At 55.2% G+C, this 15,239-nt stretch carries 13 protein-coding genes and 1 other annotated feature; of the genes, 11 read left to right on the top strand and 2 right to left on the bottom strand.

The window, feature by feature from the left end:
• Positions 1 to 467 precede the first annotated feature (467 nt).
• The 5 genes from B0G52_RS01910 to B0G52_RS01890 all read left to right on the top strand — a co-directional run bounded on the left by B0G52_RS01910 (position 468) and on the right by B0G52_RS01890 (position 6,168).
• Positions 468 to 2,162, top strand: coding sequence for a peptide ABC transporter substrate-binding protein (locus B0G52_RS01910; RefSeq protein ID WP_233162263.1), 1,695 nt, complete (start codon positions 468 to 470; stop codon positions 2,160 to 2,162).
• A gap of 106 nt (positions 2,163 to 2,268) precedes the next feature.
• Complete coding sequence (locus tag B0G52_RS01905) at positions 2,269 to 3,204, top strand: ABC transporter permease (protein WP_094041807.1); 936 nt, start codon at positions 2,269 to 2,271, stop codon at positions 3,202 to 3,204.
• Positions 3,205 to 3,248: 44 nt separating this feature from the next.
• Positions 3,249 to 4,145 (top strand): ABC transporter permease, encoded by an 897-nt coding sequence (locus B0G52_RS01900; RefSeq protein WP_094042001.1) that lies wholly within the window; start codon positions 3,249 to 3,251, stop codon positions 4,143 to 4,145.
• A gap of 32 nt (positions 4,146 to 4,177) precedes the next feature.
• Positions 4,178 to 5,215, top strand: a complete 1,038-nt coding sequence (locus B0G52_RS01895; RefSeq protein ID WP_094041806.1) for an ABC transporter ATP-binding protein — start codon at positions 4,178 to 4,180, stop codon at positions 5,213 to 5,215.
• Positions 5,212 to 6,168: an ABC transporter ATP-binding protein gene (locus tag B0G52_RS01890; RefSeq protein WP_094041805.1), complete on the top strand. Its 957-nt coding sequence runs from the start codon at positions 5,212 to 5,214 to the stop codon at positions 6,166 to 6,168. Before B0G52_RS01895 ends, B0G52_RS01890 begins: the two co-directional genes overlap by 4 nt.
• 122 nt (positions 6,169 to 6,290) lie before the next feature.
• Here B0G52_RS01890 and B0G52_RS01885 read toward each other — a convergent pair whose 3' ends face one another.
• The gene (locus tag B0G52_RS01885) at positions 6,291 to 7,280 is read right to left on the bottom strand and encodes an RpnC/YadD family protein (RefSeq protein ID WP_369826985.1); all 990 of its coding nucleotides are present in this window, start codon (positions 7,278 to 7,280) and stop codon (positions 6,291 to 6,293) included.
• 142 nt (positions 7,281 to 7,422) lie between these two features.
• Positions 7,423 to 7,654: a binding site (T-box leader), on the top strand.
• A 77-nt stretch (positions 7,655 to 7,731) separates the two neighbouring features.
• Here B0G52_RS01885 and tyrS point away from each other — a divergent pair.
• From tyrS to B0G52_RS01870, 3 genes are all read left to right on the top strand, one after another.
• Positions 7,732 to 9,003: a tyrosine--tRNA ligase gene (gene tyrS / locus B0G52_RS01880; RefSeq protein ID WP_094041803.1), complete on the top strand. Its 1,272-nt coding sequence runs from the start codon at positions 7,732 to 7,734 to the stop codon at positions 9,001 to 9,003.
• A gap of 255 nt (positions 9,004 to 9,258) precedes the next feature.
• Positions 9,259 to 9,603 carry an ArsR/SmtB family transcription factor gene (locus B0G52_RS01875; protein ID WP_094041802.1) on the top strand — a complete coding sequence of 115 codons (345 nt, stop codon included), beginning with the start codon at positions 9,259 to 9,261 and terminating at the stop codon, positions 9,601 to 9,603.
• A gap of 29 nt (positions 9,604 to 9,632) precedes the next feature.
• Complete coding sequence (locus tag B0G52_RS01870; protein WP_094041801.1) at positions 9,633 to 10,148, top strand: SRPBCC domain-containing protein; 516 nt, start codon at positions 9,633 to 9,635, stop codon at positions 10,146 to 10,148.
• 226 nt (positions 10,149 to 10,374) lie between these two features.
• Here the strand turns inward: B0G52_RS01870 and B0G52_RS01865 are convergent, their stop codons facing one another.
• Positions 10,375 to 11,580 carry an MFS transporter gene (locus tag B0G52_RS01865; protein ID WP_094041800.1) on the bottom strand — a complete coding sequence of 402 codons (1,206 nt, stop codon included), beginning with the start codon at positions 11,578 to 11,580 and terminating at the stop codon, positions 10,375 to 10,377.
• A gap of 186 nt (positions 11,581 to 11,766) precedes the next feature.
• On the opposite strand from B0G52_RS01865, the gene hemE reads away from it, so the two are divergent.
• From hemE to hemG, 3 genes are read left to right on the top strand one after another with little or no spacing between them, the layout of a single operon-like run.
• The gene (gene hemE / locus B0G52_RS01860) at positions 11,767 to 12,822 is read left to right on the top strand and encodes a uroporphyrinogen decarboxylase (protein WP_094041799.1); all 1,056 of its coding nucleotides are present in this window, start codon (positions 11,767 to 11,769) and stop codon (positions 12,820 to 12,822) included.
• On the top strand, positions 12,819 to 13,766 hold the full coding sequence (gene hemH / locus B0G52_RS01855) for a ferrochelatase (RefSeq protein WP_094041798.1): 948 nt from the start codon (positions 12,819 to 12,821) through the stop codon (positions 13,764 to 13,766). Before hemE ends, hemH begins: the two co-directional genes overlap by 4 nt.
• Entirely contained in the window at positions 13,756 to 15,237 is a 1,482-nt protein-coding gene (gene hemG / locus B0G52_RS01850; RefSeq protein WP_094041797.1) for a protoporphyrinogen oxidase, read from the top strand. Before hemH ends, hemG begins: the two co-directional genes overlap by 11 nt.
• The last annotated feature ends 2 nt before the right edge of the window (positions 15,238 to 15,239 follow it).

The raw sequence follows: 15,239 nt of genomic DNA, 5'->3' as shown, positions 1-15,239 counted from the left end.
AGATGTATAATACTTTTTTAATCAATTCGAATAATTTAATTAGGATTTTGCTAAAAATACCCCCATTTAGAAAACAAAAATTCAATAATTTTCTATTTTAATGAACATTTTTTCAGAATTAGCCGATCTTAATTTACATTAATATCAATATCGATGAATGTTTATACGAACCAATAAATGTTTAATCATAAAAGTAAGCGTTTTCTGTCATTTGTGTGTAATATAATGTCACATGAGGGGTTCCTTTTGCTAACCATTCCATAAACTCTCATTGCAGAACACGAACAATCATAGTAAGATGACTTTTGTTCCACAACAACTGACGGTAAGTGAAACGAAATTTCATTTGCGGGAGAGTGGACTGGGGAGCTTACTCTGCGGATTTTGTCGAAAGTTCGCGGAGGAACGAAGCGCATAGAAACGAAGCGCTTCAGAAAACATATTCAATAAAACGGGGAGGCAAAATCATGAAGTACAAGAAGGTATTATCGACTGCGATGGCAGTCACGCTTGCCGGTTCGCTTCTGGCGGCTTGCAGCAACGACAAGAACAATAACACGGCTTCGCCGTCCGCCAGCGCGACCAACTCGCCTGCGGAAAGTCAAGCATCCCAGGAGAACAAAACTCCGCAAGAATTCCGCTTTACCCTGGCCAGCGAGCCGCCTAGCTTGGATCCTGCACTCATGACCGACGCTCAATCGTCGATCGTCGCATCCGGTCTGTACGACGGACTTACTCGTCTGAACCCTGAAGGCGTGCCGGAACCGGCAATCGCCAAAGAATGGACGATGTCCGACGACGGCAAAACGTACACGTTCAAACTGCGCGACGACGCGAAGTGGAGCAACGGCGATCCGGTTACCGCTAACGACTTCGAATACTCCTGGAAGCGCGCTTTGAATCCGGAAACGGCTTCCGAATATGCATACATGCTGTTCTATCTTGAGAACGGCGAGAAATACAACAGCGGCGAAGGCTCGGCCGACGAAGTCGGCGTTAAAGCGATCGACGCAACGACGCTGGAAGTTAAGCTGAACTCCGCTACTCCGTACTTCAACAGCTTGATCGCTCACTATACGTACTGGCCGGTTCACGAAGCTTCCGTCGACGGCAAGCCGGAGTGGGCTGCCGACGCCAAGACGATCGTCTCCAACGGTCCTTTCTTGCTGAAAGAATGGGCGCACGGCGACAAGCTCGTCCTGACGAAAAACCCGGACTACTACAACGCAGCGAACGTGAACTTCGACACGGTCACGATCTCCCTCGTCGAGGACGAAACGACGGTATACAATCTGTTCGAGACGGGCAAAATCGACTGGATCGGCGCACAAGCGGGTGTCGTTCCTCTTGATGTCACACCGAAAGTATTGTCCGAAGGCAAAGGCGAAGTCAAAGAAATCGCTTCGACCTACTACTATCTGTTCAACACGAAGCAAAAACCGTTCGACAACGTCAAAGTCCGCAAAGCGCTGTCGATGGCAATCGACCGTCAAGCGATCATTGACAACGTCACGAAAGCCAACCAAACGCCTGCATACGGTCTGATTCCTCCGAGCATCGGCGGCCTGGACGGCACGAACTTCCGCGTTCTGTATCCGGACTCCGACTACTTCTCGGAAAACGTAGAGGAAGCGAAGAAGCTGCTCGCCGAAGGTTTGGCGGAAGGCGGACTCGACAAGTTCCCGGAAACAACGCTGCTGTACAACACGAGCGAAGGCCACAAAGCGATTGCGGAAGCGATCATCGACATGTGGCGCAAAAATCTCGGCGTCGAAGTGAAGCTGTCCAACCAAGAGTGGGGCACGTTCCTCGAAACGAGAGACGCCGGTCAATTCGGTATCGCTCGCGCAGGATGGGGCGCAGACTTCAACCACGCGATCAACTTCTCTTATGACTTGATTCACCCGAAATCTTTGAACAACGACGGCAAATACGACAACCAAGCGGTCGGCAAAGCGCTCGACGACGCGATCGTTGCAACCGACGAGAAAGCCCGCCTGGATCTGATCGCGCAAGCGGAAAAAACCGCAATTGCCGACGATATGGCAATTCTGCCGCTCTACTACTACACGACCGTTACGATGAAGAAAGACGGCTTCGAAGACGTCGTCTCCGATTATGCAGGTCACCTGGATTGGGCATTCGGCAAGAAGACTAACTAACAACTGAAGGATCGCTGAAATCCACGACTCGAAAGGGTATATATAGTATCCCTATATATACCCTTTTAGTTGCATAATAAGGGCAGAACGGGCGGGTGAATAAAGCTTGATTCGTTATATATTGAAAAAATTCGGTTTTATGCTTGTGTCTTTGTTTTGCCTGGTCACGGCGACGTTCGTTCTGATGAACGCCGTGCCGGGCAGTCCGTTGCAATCGGAAAAAGCGACAAGCGAAACAATCCAGAAAAATTTGGAAGCTTATTACGGCTTGGACAAGCCGCTTATCGTGCAGTACGGCATTTATTTGAAAAACCTCGTCCAAGGCGACTTGGGCATCTCCATGAAGAAGAAGTTTCAAGCGGTCGACAAAATCATTTCCGATTCATTTTCGTATTCACTTAAGCTTGGCCTCGTATCGGTCGTCACTTCGGTAGTGGCCGGGTGCGTACTGGGAATTATAGCAGCCATGTACCACCGAAAATTTCTCGACAATCTCGCTATGATCATTGCCGTCATCGGCTTATCCATACCGAGCTTGGTATTGGCTCCATTATTGCAGTACGTCTTCGCCGTGAAAATTAAGGCGTTCGAAGTGGCGGGCTTGAACGGACCGATGGACTACGTGCTCCCGACGATCGCGCTGTCGGCTACTTCGATCGCCTTTATCGCAAGGTTGATTCGTTCAACCATGATAGAAGTATTAAACGCCGATTTCATCAAAACGGCGAAAGCCAAAGGACTTGCCGGACATCTGATCGTATGGCGCCACGCGCTGCGCAATTCGATGCTTCCGGTTGTCACCTTCCTCGGTTTCTTGATGGCCAACGTTATTACGGGGTCCGTCGTTATCGAGAAAATATTTGCGATTCCCGGACTCGGCAAGTTTTTTGTGCAGAGCGTATCCGACCGGGATTACCCGCTTATTATGGGGATTACGATTTTCTATGCCGCTATTCTGATGGTCAGCCGCTTGCTGGCGGATATTGCCTATGTCCTGGTAGATCCTCGCATTAGAATGTCGGGCGGAAAGGGGGCGAAGTAACCTTGTTGCAGAAAGATTCCAAGACGGGCGCGATTCGCCCCGAAATGTTCCAACCGCTTCGGCGCGACTCCGGACAAGGAGAGAAGTTCCAGCGCGAGCGTCTGACCGCCTGGCAGGACATTCGCATGCGGCTGTACAGCAACAAGCTGGCGATGACGGGGTTCTGGATTATGGTCGTCGTCTTGCTGTTCGCGGTAATCGCTCCGCTTATTTACCCGCATGACCATTTCACGAACGATCTGACCAAGACGAACATGCCGCCGAGCGCCGATCACTGGTTCGGCACGGACGATCTGGGACGCGACATGTTCGAGAGAACGTGGAAGGGCGCGCAAATTTCGTTGTTCGTAGGTTTCGCTGCGGCGCTGATTGATTTGATCATCGGCATTATCTACGGCGGCATCATGGGTTATTACGGCGGCAAAGTGGACGAAGCGATGAACCGGTTCGCGGAAATTTTGTACGCGATTCCGAATTTGCTCGTCGTTATCCTGCTCCTCGTCGTTATGGAGCCGAGTCTGACGACCATCATCGTCGCGATGTCGATTACCGGGTGGATTAATATGGCCTGGATCGTGCGCGGGCAGATCATGCAATTGAAGAACCAGGAATACGCGCTCGCTTCCAAGGCGCTCGGCGCCGGCGCCATGCGCATCATTTTCCGCCACTTGATTCCGAACGCGATGGGACCAATTCTGGTCACGATGACGTTGACCGTTCCGGGAGCGATCTTCACGGAAGCGTTCCTCAGCTTCCTTGGTCTTGGCGTGCAGTCTCCGGTCGCTTCTTGGGGGACAATGATCAACGACGGCGTCAAATCGATGACGATCTATCCTTGGAGATTGTTCTTCCCGGCGTTTTTCCTGAGTTTGACGATGTTCGCCTTTAACGTATTCGGAGACGGAATGCGCGATGCGTTCGATCCGAAGCTGAAAAAATAATGAAGTAGTCGCGGAAAGGAGGTCAAGGCTTTATGAAAAACGATCCGGATACAAGAAAAACGATTCTGGACGTCAAAAACCTGAGCGTCTCGTTCGACGTGTACGGCGGCGAAGTGCAGGCGGTGCGCGACGTCAGCTTTCATATTAAAGAGGGCGAAGCAGTCGCCATCGTAGGCGAATCGGGTTCGGGCAAAAGCGTAACCGCCCAGACGATTATGAGGCTGATTCAGATGCCCCCGGGCAGAATCAAGGGCGGACAGGTGCTTCTGGGCGGTCAAGATCTGATGTCCCTTTCGGAGAAAGAAATGCAGAAGGTCCGGGGCAACAAGATCGGAATGATCTTCCAGGACCCGATGACCTCGCTGAATCCGACGATGACGGTCGGCAAACAGATTATGGAAGGTTTGCTGCAGCACCAGAAGATTAGCCGCGACGAGGCGAAAGAGCGCGTCATTGAGCTGTTGAGGATGGTCGGCATTCCGAATCCGGAAACCCGGCTTAATCAATATCCGCATCAATTTTCCGGGGGGATGCGCCAGCGGGTCGTCATCGCGATCGCGCTTGCTTGCAACCCTTCCCTGCTCATCGCCGACGAGCCGACGACCGCTCTCGACGTCACGATTCAAGCGCAGATTTTGAGCTTGATGAAAGAGCTTCAGCAGAAAATGAAAACCTCGATCATTCTGATCACGCACGATCTCGGCATCGTTGCCGACATTTGCGACCGGGTCATCGTCATGTATGCGGGACAGGTCATCGAGACGGGGACGAAAAGGGAGATTTTCAACAATCCGCAGCATCCGTATACGAAAGGACTGCTGAAATCTCTGCCTCGCCTGGATCAGGCGAAGGACGAACCGCTTATTCCGATTTTCGGAACTCCGCCGGATCTGATCAAACCTCCTCAAGGCTGCGGTTTCTGCAGCCGGTGCGACGAGGCGATGCGCATCTGCGAAACGGAAATTCCGGATTATACGGTCATCAGCGGCACGCAGTCGGTTCGGTGCTGGTTGCAGCATCCTTATGCGAAGCAATCGGGTTCGGCCGGCGGCAAGGAGGCTAGCGTATGAGCAAGGCATTCATCGAGATCGAAGGCTTGCGCAAGCATTTCGACCTTGGCAATCATCGTATCTTAAAAGCCGTTAACGATATCAGCTTCTCGATCCAAAAGGGGGAGACGCTCGGACTCGTAGGAGAATCCGGCTGCGGAAAATCGACGGCAGGCCGTACGATTATTCGCTTGTACGAGCCGACGGCCGGCAGCGTCTCCATCGACGGCACGGATATTACGAAGCTGTCGAAATCCAAATTCAAAGCCTACCGCAGTCAGATGCAGATGGTGTTCCAAGATCCTTACGCTTCTCTGAACCCAAGAATGACCATTCTGGACATTGTCGGCGAAGCGCTCGACATTCACGGTCTGGCCGGCAGCAAATCCGAGAGAAAGCGCAAGGTCGAGGAACTGCTCGAGATGGTCGGCCTGAACGCCGAGCATGCTTCGCGTTACCCGCACGAATTTTCCGGCGGTCAGCGGCAGCGGATCGGCATTACCCGAGCGCTTGCGGTCAATCCGCAATTCATGATCTGCGACGAGCCGATCTCCGCGCTCGACGTCTCGATCCAAGCGCAGATCATCAACCTGCTGATCGAACTGCAGAAGAAGATGGGGCTTACCTATCTGTTCATCGCGCACGACTTGTCGATGGTTAAGTACATGAGCGACCGCGTTGCCGTCATGTATTTGGGCAAAATCGTCGAGATGGCGCGCAGCGAAGATCTGTACTCGAACCCGCAGCACCCTTATACGAGGGCGCTCTTGTCGGCGATTCCGGTTCCGGATCCGGACGTGGAGGAAAACAAGGAACGCATCGTGCTTAAAGGCGACTTGCCGAGCCCGGTCAGTCCGCCGAGCGGATGTCCGTTCCGCACCCGCTGCCCTCTGGCGACGGAGAAATGCGCGGCGGAAGTTCCCGCTTTCCGCGAGACTCGTCCGAACCATTTCGCTTCTTGTCACTATGCGTAAACAAAACGAGGCTGTCCCAAAGTCGCGATTACGACTTCGGGACAGCCTCTGCTGTATTTTGGCGATTTCATTGCGGCGAGAGTGTCTTTTTCGGATTACCGGCGGCTGTTCCCAGGAAGTGCTTACTTCTCCGCTTGCTGAAGCTTATGAAGCTCTTCCGGAGTCAATCCGGTTACATCCTTGATATCCGCAAGATCCATTCCTTTTTGCAGCATTTTGGCGGCTGTCAGCATGATGCCTTCTTTAATTCCTTCTCTAATGCCCTCTCTAATTCCCTCTTCCCGGCCTTTCTTCTCCCATGAGGTCATCCATTCCATCAGCGCAGCCTCCTCTATAAGGTTCGTTCGATCTATTTTTTTGATCAATCGTTCATTCTCGGCAGCAGTCAGCTGCAAATACGATTCGAAGAAAACGGTTAGCAGCTTCATTCTGGCAGGGTCCAGTTGCAGTCGGGTCACCATGCGAAGAAATTCAAACTTTACCGCAACTCGTTCTTTTTTATTATATCCCATACTGCTCAGAAGCGCAGCAGCCACCGGGTTATCCGTTCGAATAAAGCGGCGCCATTTTTTCTTCCGAAGCTGAATGGAAAAATACTTAAAGGTCATCACGTTCAAAAACGGAAACATCCATCCGAACCGGGAAGGCTCATACGCCTGACGCGAATGGCTGAAGATCGCAATCGGGAGAATACGGCGGCGATACTTCTCGAACAGCTTGCTGGAATAGAGAAACATCCGCTCCGGGAACGTTTCCTGATAGTAGGATTGCGGCTCCAGATGCACAATGATCAATGCCTTGCTCTCTGGTCCGTGTCCCAATCCGCAATCCTCTAGAAGAACGGTTTCGATGACTAAATCGACTCGTTCAGTCGTCCCGCCGGCCAGATCGGAAAATACTTCTTCGGATAGAAATTTCACATGGGAATAATCGATGGCTGATGAAATCTTGGGAAAGAATAATTCCATGAATTCTCTAAAAAAAGTTTGCAGCAGTTCCTTGTACAGGCGGTCATGGTCTACGCTCATTAAACGTCCTCCTTCTATTTCGAAATCCGGATAAACAAAAAGCCGCCCGATTCCCCTAAGGAGAATGAGCGGCGTGTGCTTCACGTCCGAGCTTATCTATAGTTTTATAGTAGCACGATCTGCCGGATTGTTCAAATAAATTCCATAAGAGTCATGGACAGGTTTATCGAACCGAGACTTGACAACGGCTTAGGGTTATTATAAAGTGGTGCAAACAAAGCAATAAGCGAAAGCGATGAAGGGAATCAGTAGCGTTCGAATGGCGCGTTCCAGAAAGCCGGCGGTCGATGCAAGCCGGTACGCGAGCGAATGGCGAATTACGTCCCGGAGCATCTTGTTCCGAACCCGCGCCGGCGCGGAAGGACAAGACGGCTGCCAGCCGTTATCGGGCTTGAGCGGAGGATGCGCGTACCGGCGCATGCTCAACTAGGGTGGTACCGCGATGACTCGTCCCTGTCTTTACGACAGGACGGGTCTTTTTTGATTTTAGCCACAGCGACGCCCCTTGAACACATTCCGAAGGAGAGACACCGCAATGACAAACCTGGATCAAAGCTTGTTGGACAATCTTGAATACAGAGGGCTGATCTACCAGTCGACGAACCGTGACGGCTTGCAGGAGAAACTGAACAAGGAGCCGATCGTGCTCTACTGCGGCTTCGACCCGACGGCGGACAGCCTGCACATCGGCCACCTGCTGCCGATTTTGATTTTGCGCCATTTCCAGAAGGCCGGCCACAGACCGATCGCGCTTGTCGGCGGCGGAACGGGCATGATCGGCGATCCGAGCGGACGTTCGACCGAGCGTTCCCTGAATACGGCCGATACGGTAGCGCTCTGGACGGAGCGCCTGAAGGCCCAGTTGTCCCGCTTCCTCGACTTCGAGGGCGACAACCCGGCCAAGCTCGTCAGCAACTACGACTGGTTAGGCCAGCTCGATCTGATCACGTTCCTGCGGGACATCGGCAAAAACTTCACCGTCAATTACATGCTGGCGAAGGACTCCGTAGACTCCCGGCTGGCTAACGGCATCTCCTTCACCGAGTTCAGCTACATGATCCTGCAGTCGTACGATTTCTACAAGCTGCTGACGGACCATGGCTGCTCGCTGCAAGTTGGAGGAAGCGACCAGTGGGGCAACATTACGGCGGGCCTCGACCTGATCGGCAAAATGGGCGGCGGGGAAGCGTACGGCATGACGCTGCCGCTCGTCACGAAGAGCGACGGCAAGAAGTTCGGCAAATCCGAATCCGGCGCCGTCTGGCTCGACCGGAGCAAAACGTCGGTGTACGCGTTCTACCAGTTCTGGATCAACACGGACGACAACGACGTCATCAAGTTCCTGAAGTACTTCACGTTCCTGGAACGCGAACGGATCGCCGAGCTCGAACGGGAGCTGGCCGAGCGTCCGGAGCAGCGCGCCGCGCAGCGCGAGCTCGCCCGCGAGGTGACGCGACTGGTGCACGGCGACGAAGCGGTCGTCAGCGCGGAGAAGATTACGCAGGCATTGTTCTCTGGCGACGTGACCCAACTGAGCGAAGCCGAGCTTGTCGAAGCGCTGCAGGATATGCCGACAACGGTCGTCAGCGGCCAAGAGGAGACGCCGTTGCTCGAGCTTCTGATCGAGACGAAGGCCGCGCCTTCGAAGCGCCAGGCGCGCGAGGACATCGAGAAGGGCGCCGTTTACTTGAATGGGCAGCGTGAGCAAGCGCTCGACTTCGTCGTTACACGGGAGCATCGCCTGCACGGCAAATACGCGGTCATCCGCAGAGGCAAGAAAAACTACTTCCTCGTCAAGTTTGAATAGCTCGTATTAACGATAGCGGGAGCCGCCCCATAAGTAACTTGCTTATGGGGCGGCTCCTTTTCGTCCGCGATTCTTCGTCTGGAGGACTACGAGGGTGTTGCTGTATTGAAAAGTCGGAGTCTCCCGCAAAATTATTTTTAATATTCCTTTACAGGAATATTCCGCGTATGGTATATTCAATTCACAAGGAAACCGACAACGGTGATGAAGGGGTTGGGGAGACACCGGAGACCTTATGTTAACGAGGTGAACAACATGTCAGGAAACGATCCGGACATGGACATGACAATGCTGAACGCATTGGCCGAGCCGAATCGCAAGAGGATCGTCGAGCTGCTGAGAGAAGGCCCTCTGACCGTAGGGGAGATTGCCGATCAATTGGGGATCCGCCAACCTCAAGCTTCGAAGCATCTGAAGGTTCTTAGCGAGAGCGGAATCGTGGACGTGCAGGCGGAGGCCAATCGCAGAATTTACAAATTGCGGCCCGATCCCTTCCAGGCGCTGGATTCATGGGTACAATCGTTCCGGCGCATTATGGAAGAGAGGTTCGACAAGCTGGACGACTATTTGCGCGAATTGCAGAATAAAGAAAAAAACTAAATCACTCATGATCACGAGGAGGAATTGCAATGTCTGGCAACGCTATGGTTTCGAGAGTGGAAAACGAAAAGGTGCTCGTATTGGAACGCGTATTCGACGCGCCGCGCGAACTCGTATTCGCGATGTTCAAGGAAGCCGATCATCTCAAGCACTGGTGGGGACCGAAAGGCTGGGAGCTGCCCGTATGCAACATCGATTTTCGTCCGGGCGGCGTATGGCATTACTGCATGAAGTGCGCGGATGAGAGCCAAGGCGAGTATTACGGAATGGAGTCTTGGGGCAAAGGCGTCTATAAAGAAATTATAGAGCCGGAGAAAATCGTCTACACCGATTACTTCTCGGATGCGGAAGGCAACGAGAATCCCGAGATGCCGGCAACGGAAGTTACGATGGAGTTTATCGATCTCGGCGGCAAGACGAAGCTGGTCAGCTCCAGCGAGTATGTATCGGCGGAAGCGCTCAAGTCGGTGACGGACATGGGCATGCTGGAAGGCATCACGGAAACGTGGGATCGCCTCGAAGCGCGTCTCAACGAAGTCAAGTAAAGGGGCTGTCCCATACGTAAGGGCGTATAAGATTATCGATGAAAAAGAAGGGCATCTATCTCCTGGAGCCTGCCTCATACGGTCCTGAAATTACCTCTTAACGGGTTTACCCGTTCCCATTTCAGGATCGTATAGCAGCGTAAGGAGATAGATGCCCATTCCCATTCACCTATCGATAATTGTTCGGTACGTCTCTCTTTACTTATGGGACAGGCCCTTATTTCTTCTAGGCGCTTGCTTGTTGACGCGCCCGCAAGGCGCGGGTGGCCCATATGCAAGTCAGGAACAGCAGCACGCCCGCGAGAATGAACAGCCCCTCGATGCCGATCCAGCCGGACAAGGCTCCCCCGACGACCGGTCCCATCATGTTGCCGAGACTGAGCGCGCTCGTATTGAAGCCGAACGCCCGGCTTTCTTTTCCGTCCGGGGTATATTGGCGCACGAGAGCGTTGACGGTCGGAATCAGCCCGCCCATAAAGCAGCCGAGCAGGAAGCGGAAGACGAGCAGCATGCCGACGGAGTCCGCGAACGCTTGCGGGATCGTCATGACGGCGGAGCCGGCCAAGCAAAAAAGCAGAATGCGCGTCGCTCCGATCCGGTCGCTCAGCCGTCCGAGCACGGGTGAGCAGATCATGTTGGAAATGCCGGTGACGGAGCCGACGAAGCCGGCGTAGAAAGCCAGATTTTCCGAAGTGCCGTGCAGATGCTGTACGTAGAGCGGGATGAGCGGCATCGGGCTGAGCATGGCGAATTGAATGAGAAACGTGACGGTGAGCAGCACCGGCAGCTGTCGGATGACCATGAGCTCGCGGAATCCTTTCAAGACGCTGACCTGCTCTTTCTTGGCGGCCGCGGCCCGGTCGAACTTCTCGTGAACGAGCAGCCACGAAATGACGGAAGCAAGAAACAATAAAGTGCCGGTAATGTAAAAAATCGGCCGAAAGCCGAAATTGTCCGCCATCAATCCTCCGATAAAAGGACCCAGAATGGCCCCCGCAGTGCCTCCCGACTGGAGCGTGCCCATCGCGAAGCCCATCCGTTCCTTCGGCGTCGTCGACGACACGAGAGAGACGGCGGCCGGCATAAATCCGGAGATGACGCCGTTAAGCATTCGCAGCAGAAGCAGATGCCAAGGCGCGGTCGCGAATCCCATGAGCAGCATGACAATCGACATGCCGAAGCCGGATCGCAGCAGCATCATTTTGCGGCCGTACTTTTCCGCCAGTTTGCCCCACAGCGGTTGGAACAGGAAAGACGTTACGAAATTCGCGGCGAAGATGATTCCCGCCCACACCCCGATCTCGTGCTCGCCGGTCAAGCCCAGATCGTGCTGCAGATAGAGCGACAAAAAAGGCATAATCATCGTCATGCCGGCCATGACGAGGAAGTTGCCGACCATTAATATGTATAAATTGATTTTCCAACGCTGCATGGTGTACACCTTCTTCTAAGCTGACATAGGCATAGCCAGTATAACATAGTCGAACGAGCCGTTAAAAACCGCATTGTCAAACTATTGTCATACTCCATCGGGGAGTAAAGGTTGTTCGCGCAAGGCAAAAGGGGCATAATGAAAGCAATGAAAACCAAATCGGTACATAAATGAGGCTGGAAGCTTATGTTGAAGAACGACGTGTTCTTGCGAGCGTGCAAGGGGGAGGCGGTGGAGCGCGTACCCGTATGGTATATGCGCCAGGCGGGACGCTACGATCCGGATTACCGCAAAATCAAGGAGAAGTATTCGCTTCTGGAAATTTGCCGGCAGCCGGAGCTGGCCGCCGAAGTGACGCTGATGCCGATTCGCAAGCTGGGCGTCGATGCGGCTATTCTGTATTCGGACATCATGAATCCCGTCGCTTCGATCGGCATCGATTTCGATATCGTCAAGGATATAGGGCCCGTCATTCATAACCCGGTGCGCGGCGCGGCCGACGTGAAGAGGCTGAAGCCGATCGACGTGGAGGCCGATCTGTCGCACGTCTTGGAGACGATTCGCATTTTGGACCGCGAGCTTGAAGTTCCGCTGATTACTTTCGCCGGAGCTCCTTTCACACTGGCCAGCTATATAATAGAAGGAAGACCGACAAAATCGTATATTCGCACGAAAGCGCTGATGTATGGAGATCCGCAAACGTGGCATCTTCTCATGGGCAAGCTTGCGGACATGGCCGCGATTTATTTGCGCGCGCATATCGCGTCGGGAGCGAAGGCGGTGCAGCTGTTCGACAGTTGGGTCGGCTCTCTGGCTCCGCATGATTTCCGAGAGTACGTGCTGCCGCATATCGAAAGCATTTTCGCGGCGCTGTCGGACTTGGACGTGCCGAAGATCTACTTCCCGGGAGTCAGCTCGGGCGAGCTTCTGCCGCACTTGACCGGCTTGCAGGCTAACGTCATCGGACTCGACTGGCGAGTGCCGCTGGCGGAAGGCCGGCGCAGGCTGGGCGGCCGCTTCGCGATCCAGGGCAATCTCGATCCTTACGTGCTCACTGCGCCGTCCGAAGTCATCCACGAACACGCGCGCAGATTGCTCGACGAGGGCATGCGCGAGCCCGGCTACATTTTCAATCTGGGACACGGGCTGTTCCCGGAGGCGTCGCTCGACAAGCTGAAAGAGTTGACGGACTTTATTCATAGCTACAGCGAGCGGAAGCTGACAGAGGAGGCCAAAGTATGAGCGCGGACAAAAGAACGATCGGCGTGCTTGTCATGTCTTACGGAACGCCTGAAAGTCTGGAGGGCGTGGAGGCCTACTATACGCACATCCGCAGGGGGCATCCGCCGACGGCCGAGCAGTTGGAAGATTTGACTTCCCGCTACCGGGCGATCGTCGGGGGAGTGTTCCCGCTCCGCGAAAACACGAACCGTCAGGCCGCGGCTCTGCAGAGCAAGCTGGACGAATTGGCCGGAGCGGGCGTCTACGCCTGCTACCAAGGCTTGAAGCATGCGGCGCCGTTCATCGAGGACGGCATCGCGGCGATGGCGGCGGACGGCGTTCGCGAAGCGGTCGGCATCGTGCTGACGCCGCAATATTCGTCGATGAGCGTAGGCGGCTACTTGAAGCGGGCGCGGGAGGAAGCGGAGAAGCATGGCATTCGCTTCCGCGGCGTCGAGGAGTACCATCTGCACCCGCAGCTGATCGAAGCGTTGAGCGAACGCGTGAACGAAGGTCTGGATAAGCTCGGCGATCGGGACGAAGCGCTCGTACTGTTCAGCGCCCATAGCCTTCCGGCTAAAATCTTGGAGCTGAACGACCCGTACGCGGATCAACTGCTGGCGACTTCGGCCGCCGTGGCCGCGCAAGCGGGCGTGGACAAGTGGCAGTTCACCTGGCAGAGCGCCGGTCAGACCGGCCAGCCTTGGCTCGGGCCGGACATTCTCGAGACGCTCGAGAAGCTGGCGGAGGAAGGCGTCCGTTCCGTGCTCGTGACGCCGGTCGGGTTCGTGTCCGACCATCTGGAAGTGCTGTACGATATCGATATCGAAGCAAAGAAGTTCGCCGAAGAAAAAGGAATTCGCCTCGAACGGATCCGCATGCTGAACGACGATCCGCAATATATGGCCGCGCTCGCCGATTCGGTTATCGGCGCGGCGAACGGGGGAAACGGCCATGACGAATAGAAGTCGCCGGGTGGCGGTGCTGGGCGGCGGGATTACCGGCCTCAGCGCCGCCTTTTATTTGCTTAAGCTGGCCGAGGAGCGCGGAGAGACGGTCGAGGTAACGGTGCTGGAAGGCTCCGACCGTCTCGGCGGGCGGATCAACACGCTGCGCAGGGACGGGTTCGTCATCGAACGGGGGCCCGACTCCTTCCTCGCGCGCAAGCTGCCGATGATCAGGCTGGCCGAGGAGCTCGGGCTTGCCGAGGAATTGACGGGCACGAATCCGCAGGCGAAGATGACGTATATTTCCCGGGACGGCAAGCTCGTTCCGATGCCGCAAGGGTTGGTGATGGGCGTTCCTTCCGACCGCGACAAGTTCATGCAGACGGAGCTTGTGTCCGAGCAGGGCAAGCTGCGGGCGCTGCAGGAAGCGGAGCTGCCCGAGGACGCGAAGCCGGGAGACGAGTCGGTCGGGACGTTCCTGGAACGGCGGATGGGCAAGGAAATGGTGGAGCGCGTTTTCGAGCCGCTGCTGGCGGGCATTCATGCGGGCGACTTGTACAAGCTGGGACTGGAGGCGACGTTCCCGCAGTTCAAACGGATGGTCGAGGAGCACGGGAGTCTGATCGCCGGAACGCAGGCGGCTCAGGCTGCTGCTGTCGCCTCGAAGGCGAGAGCGCCGGCAGGCTCCTCGGATTCGCCGGCGCTGCCGGTCAGCGTCTTCCTGACGTTCAAGAACGGACTGTCGACGGTGATCGAAGCGATGGAGCAGCGAATCCGGTCGGACGGAGGACATATCCGGTTGGGGGCGAAGGTTCGAGAGATAGAGACGGCGGGTTCGGAAGAGGAACCGTCATACCGGCTGAGCTTGTCCGACGGAACGTTTTGCGAGGCCGATCAAGTTATCGTGACGCTGCCTGCCTATGCCGCGGCCGAGCTGCTTGAACCGCATACGGACGTATCCGCACTGTCGGCGATCCGCTACGTCTCCGTGGCCAACGTCGTGTTCGGCTACGATGCGGCGGAAGGGTTCGATCACGACTTGGACGGCTCCGGCTTCCTCGTGCCGCGCGGGGAGAAACGCCTCATCACGGCGAGTACGTGGACCTCGGCGAAATGGCAACATACCGCGCCCGAAGGCAAGCGGCTGATCCGCTGCTACGTCGGCCGCGCGAACGACGAGCAGGGCGTGGAACTGAACGACGAAGCGATGATCGCCGCGGTGCGCGGAGATTTGCGCGACTTGATGGGGCTGGAGGCGGCGCCGGAATTCGCCGAGATTACGCGGCTGCGCCATTCGATGCCGCAATATCCGGTCGGGCATGTCGAAGCGATCGCCGACTTCCGCGCGAAGCTCGCGCAGCGGCTGCCGGGCGTATACGCCGCCGGCGCGGCATTCGAAGCCGTGGGCCTGCCGGACTGCGTCGCGCAAGGGAAGCAGGCTGCCGAAGTTTTGCTGGCCAACTTGCAGGTCGTCGGGAGCGACTCTTAAGC

Source organism: Cohnella sp. SGD-V74 (assembly GCF_003001675.1).
Classification (GTDB): Bacteria; Bacillota; Bacilli; order Paenibacillales; family Paenibacillaceae; genus Cohnella.
Note: the sequence above shows the minus strand (reverse complement) of the source record. Positions and strands in the feature narration are given on the sequence as shown.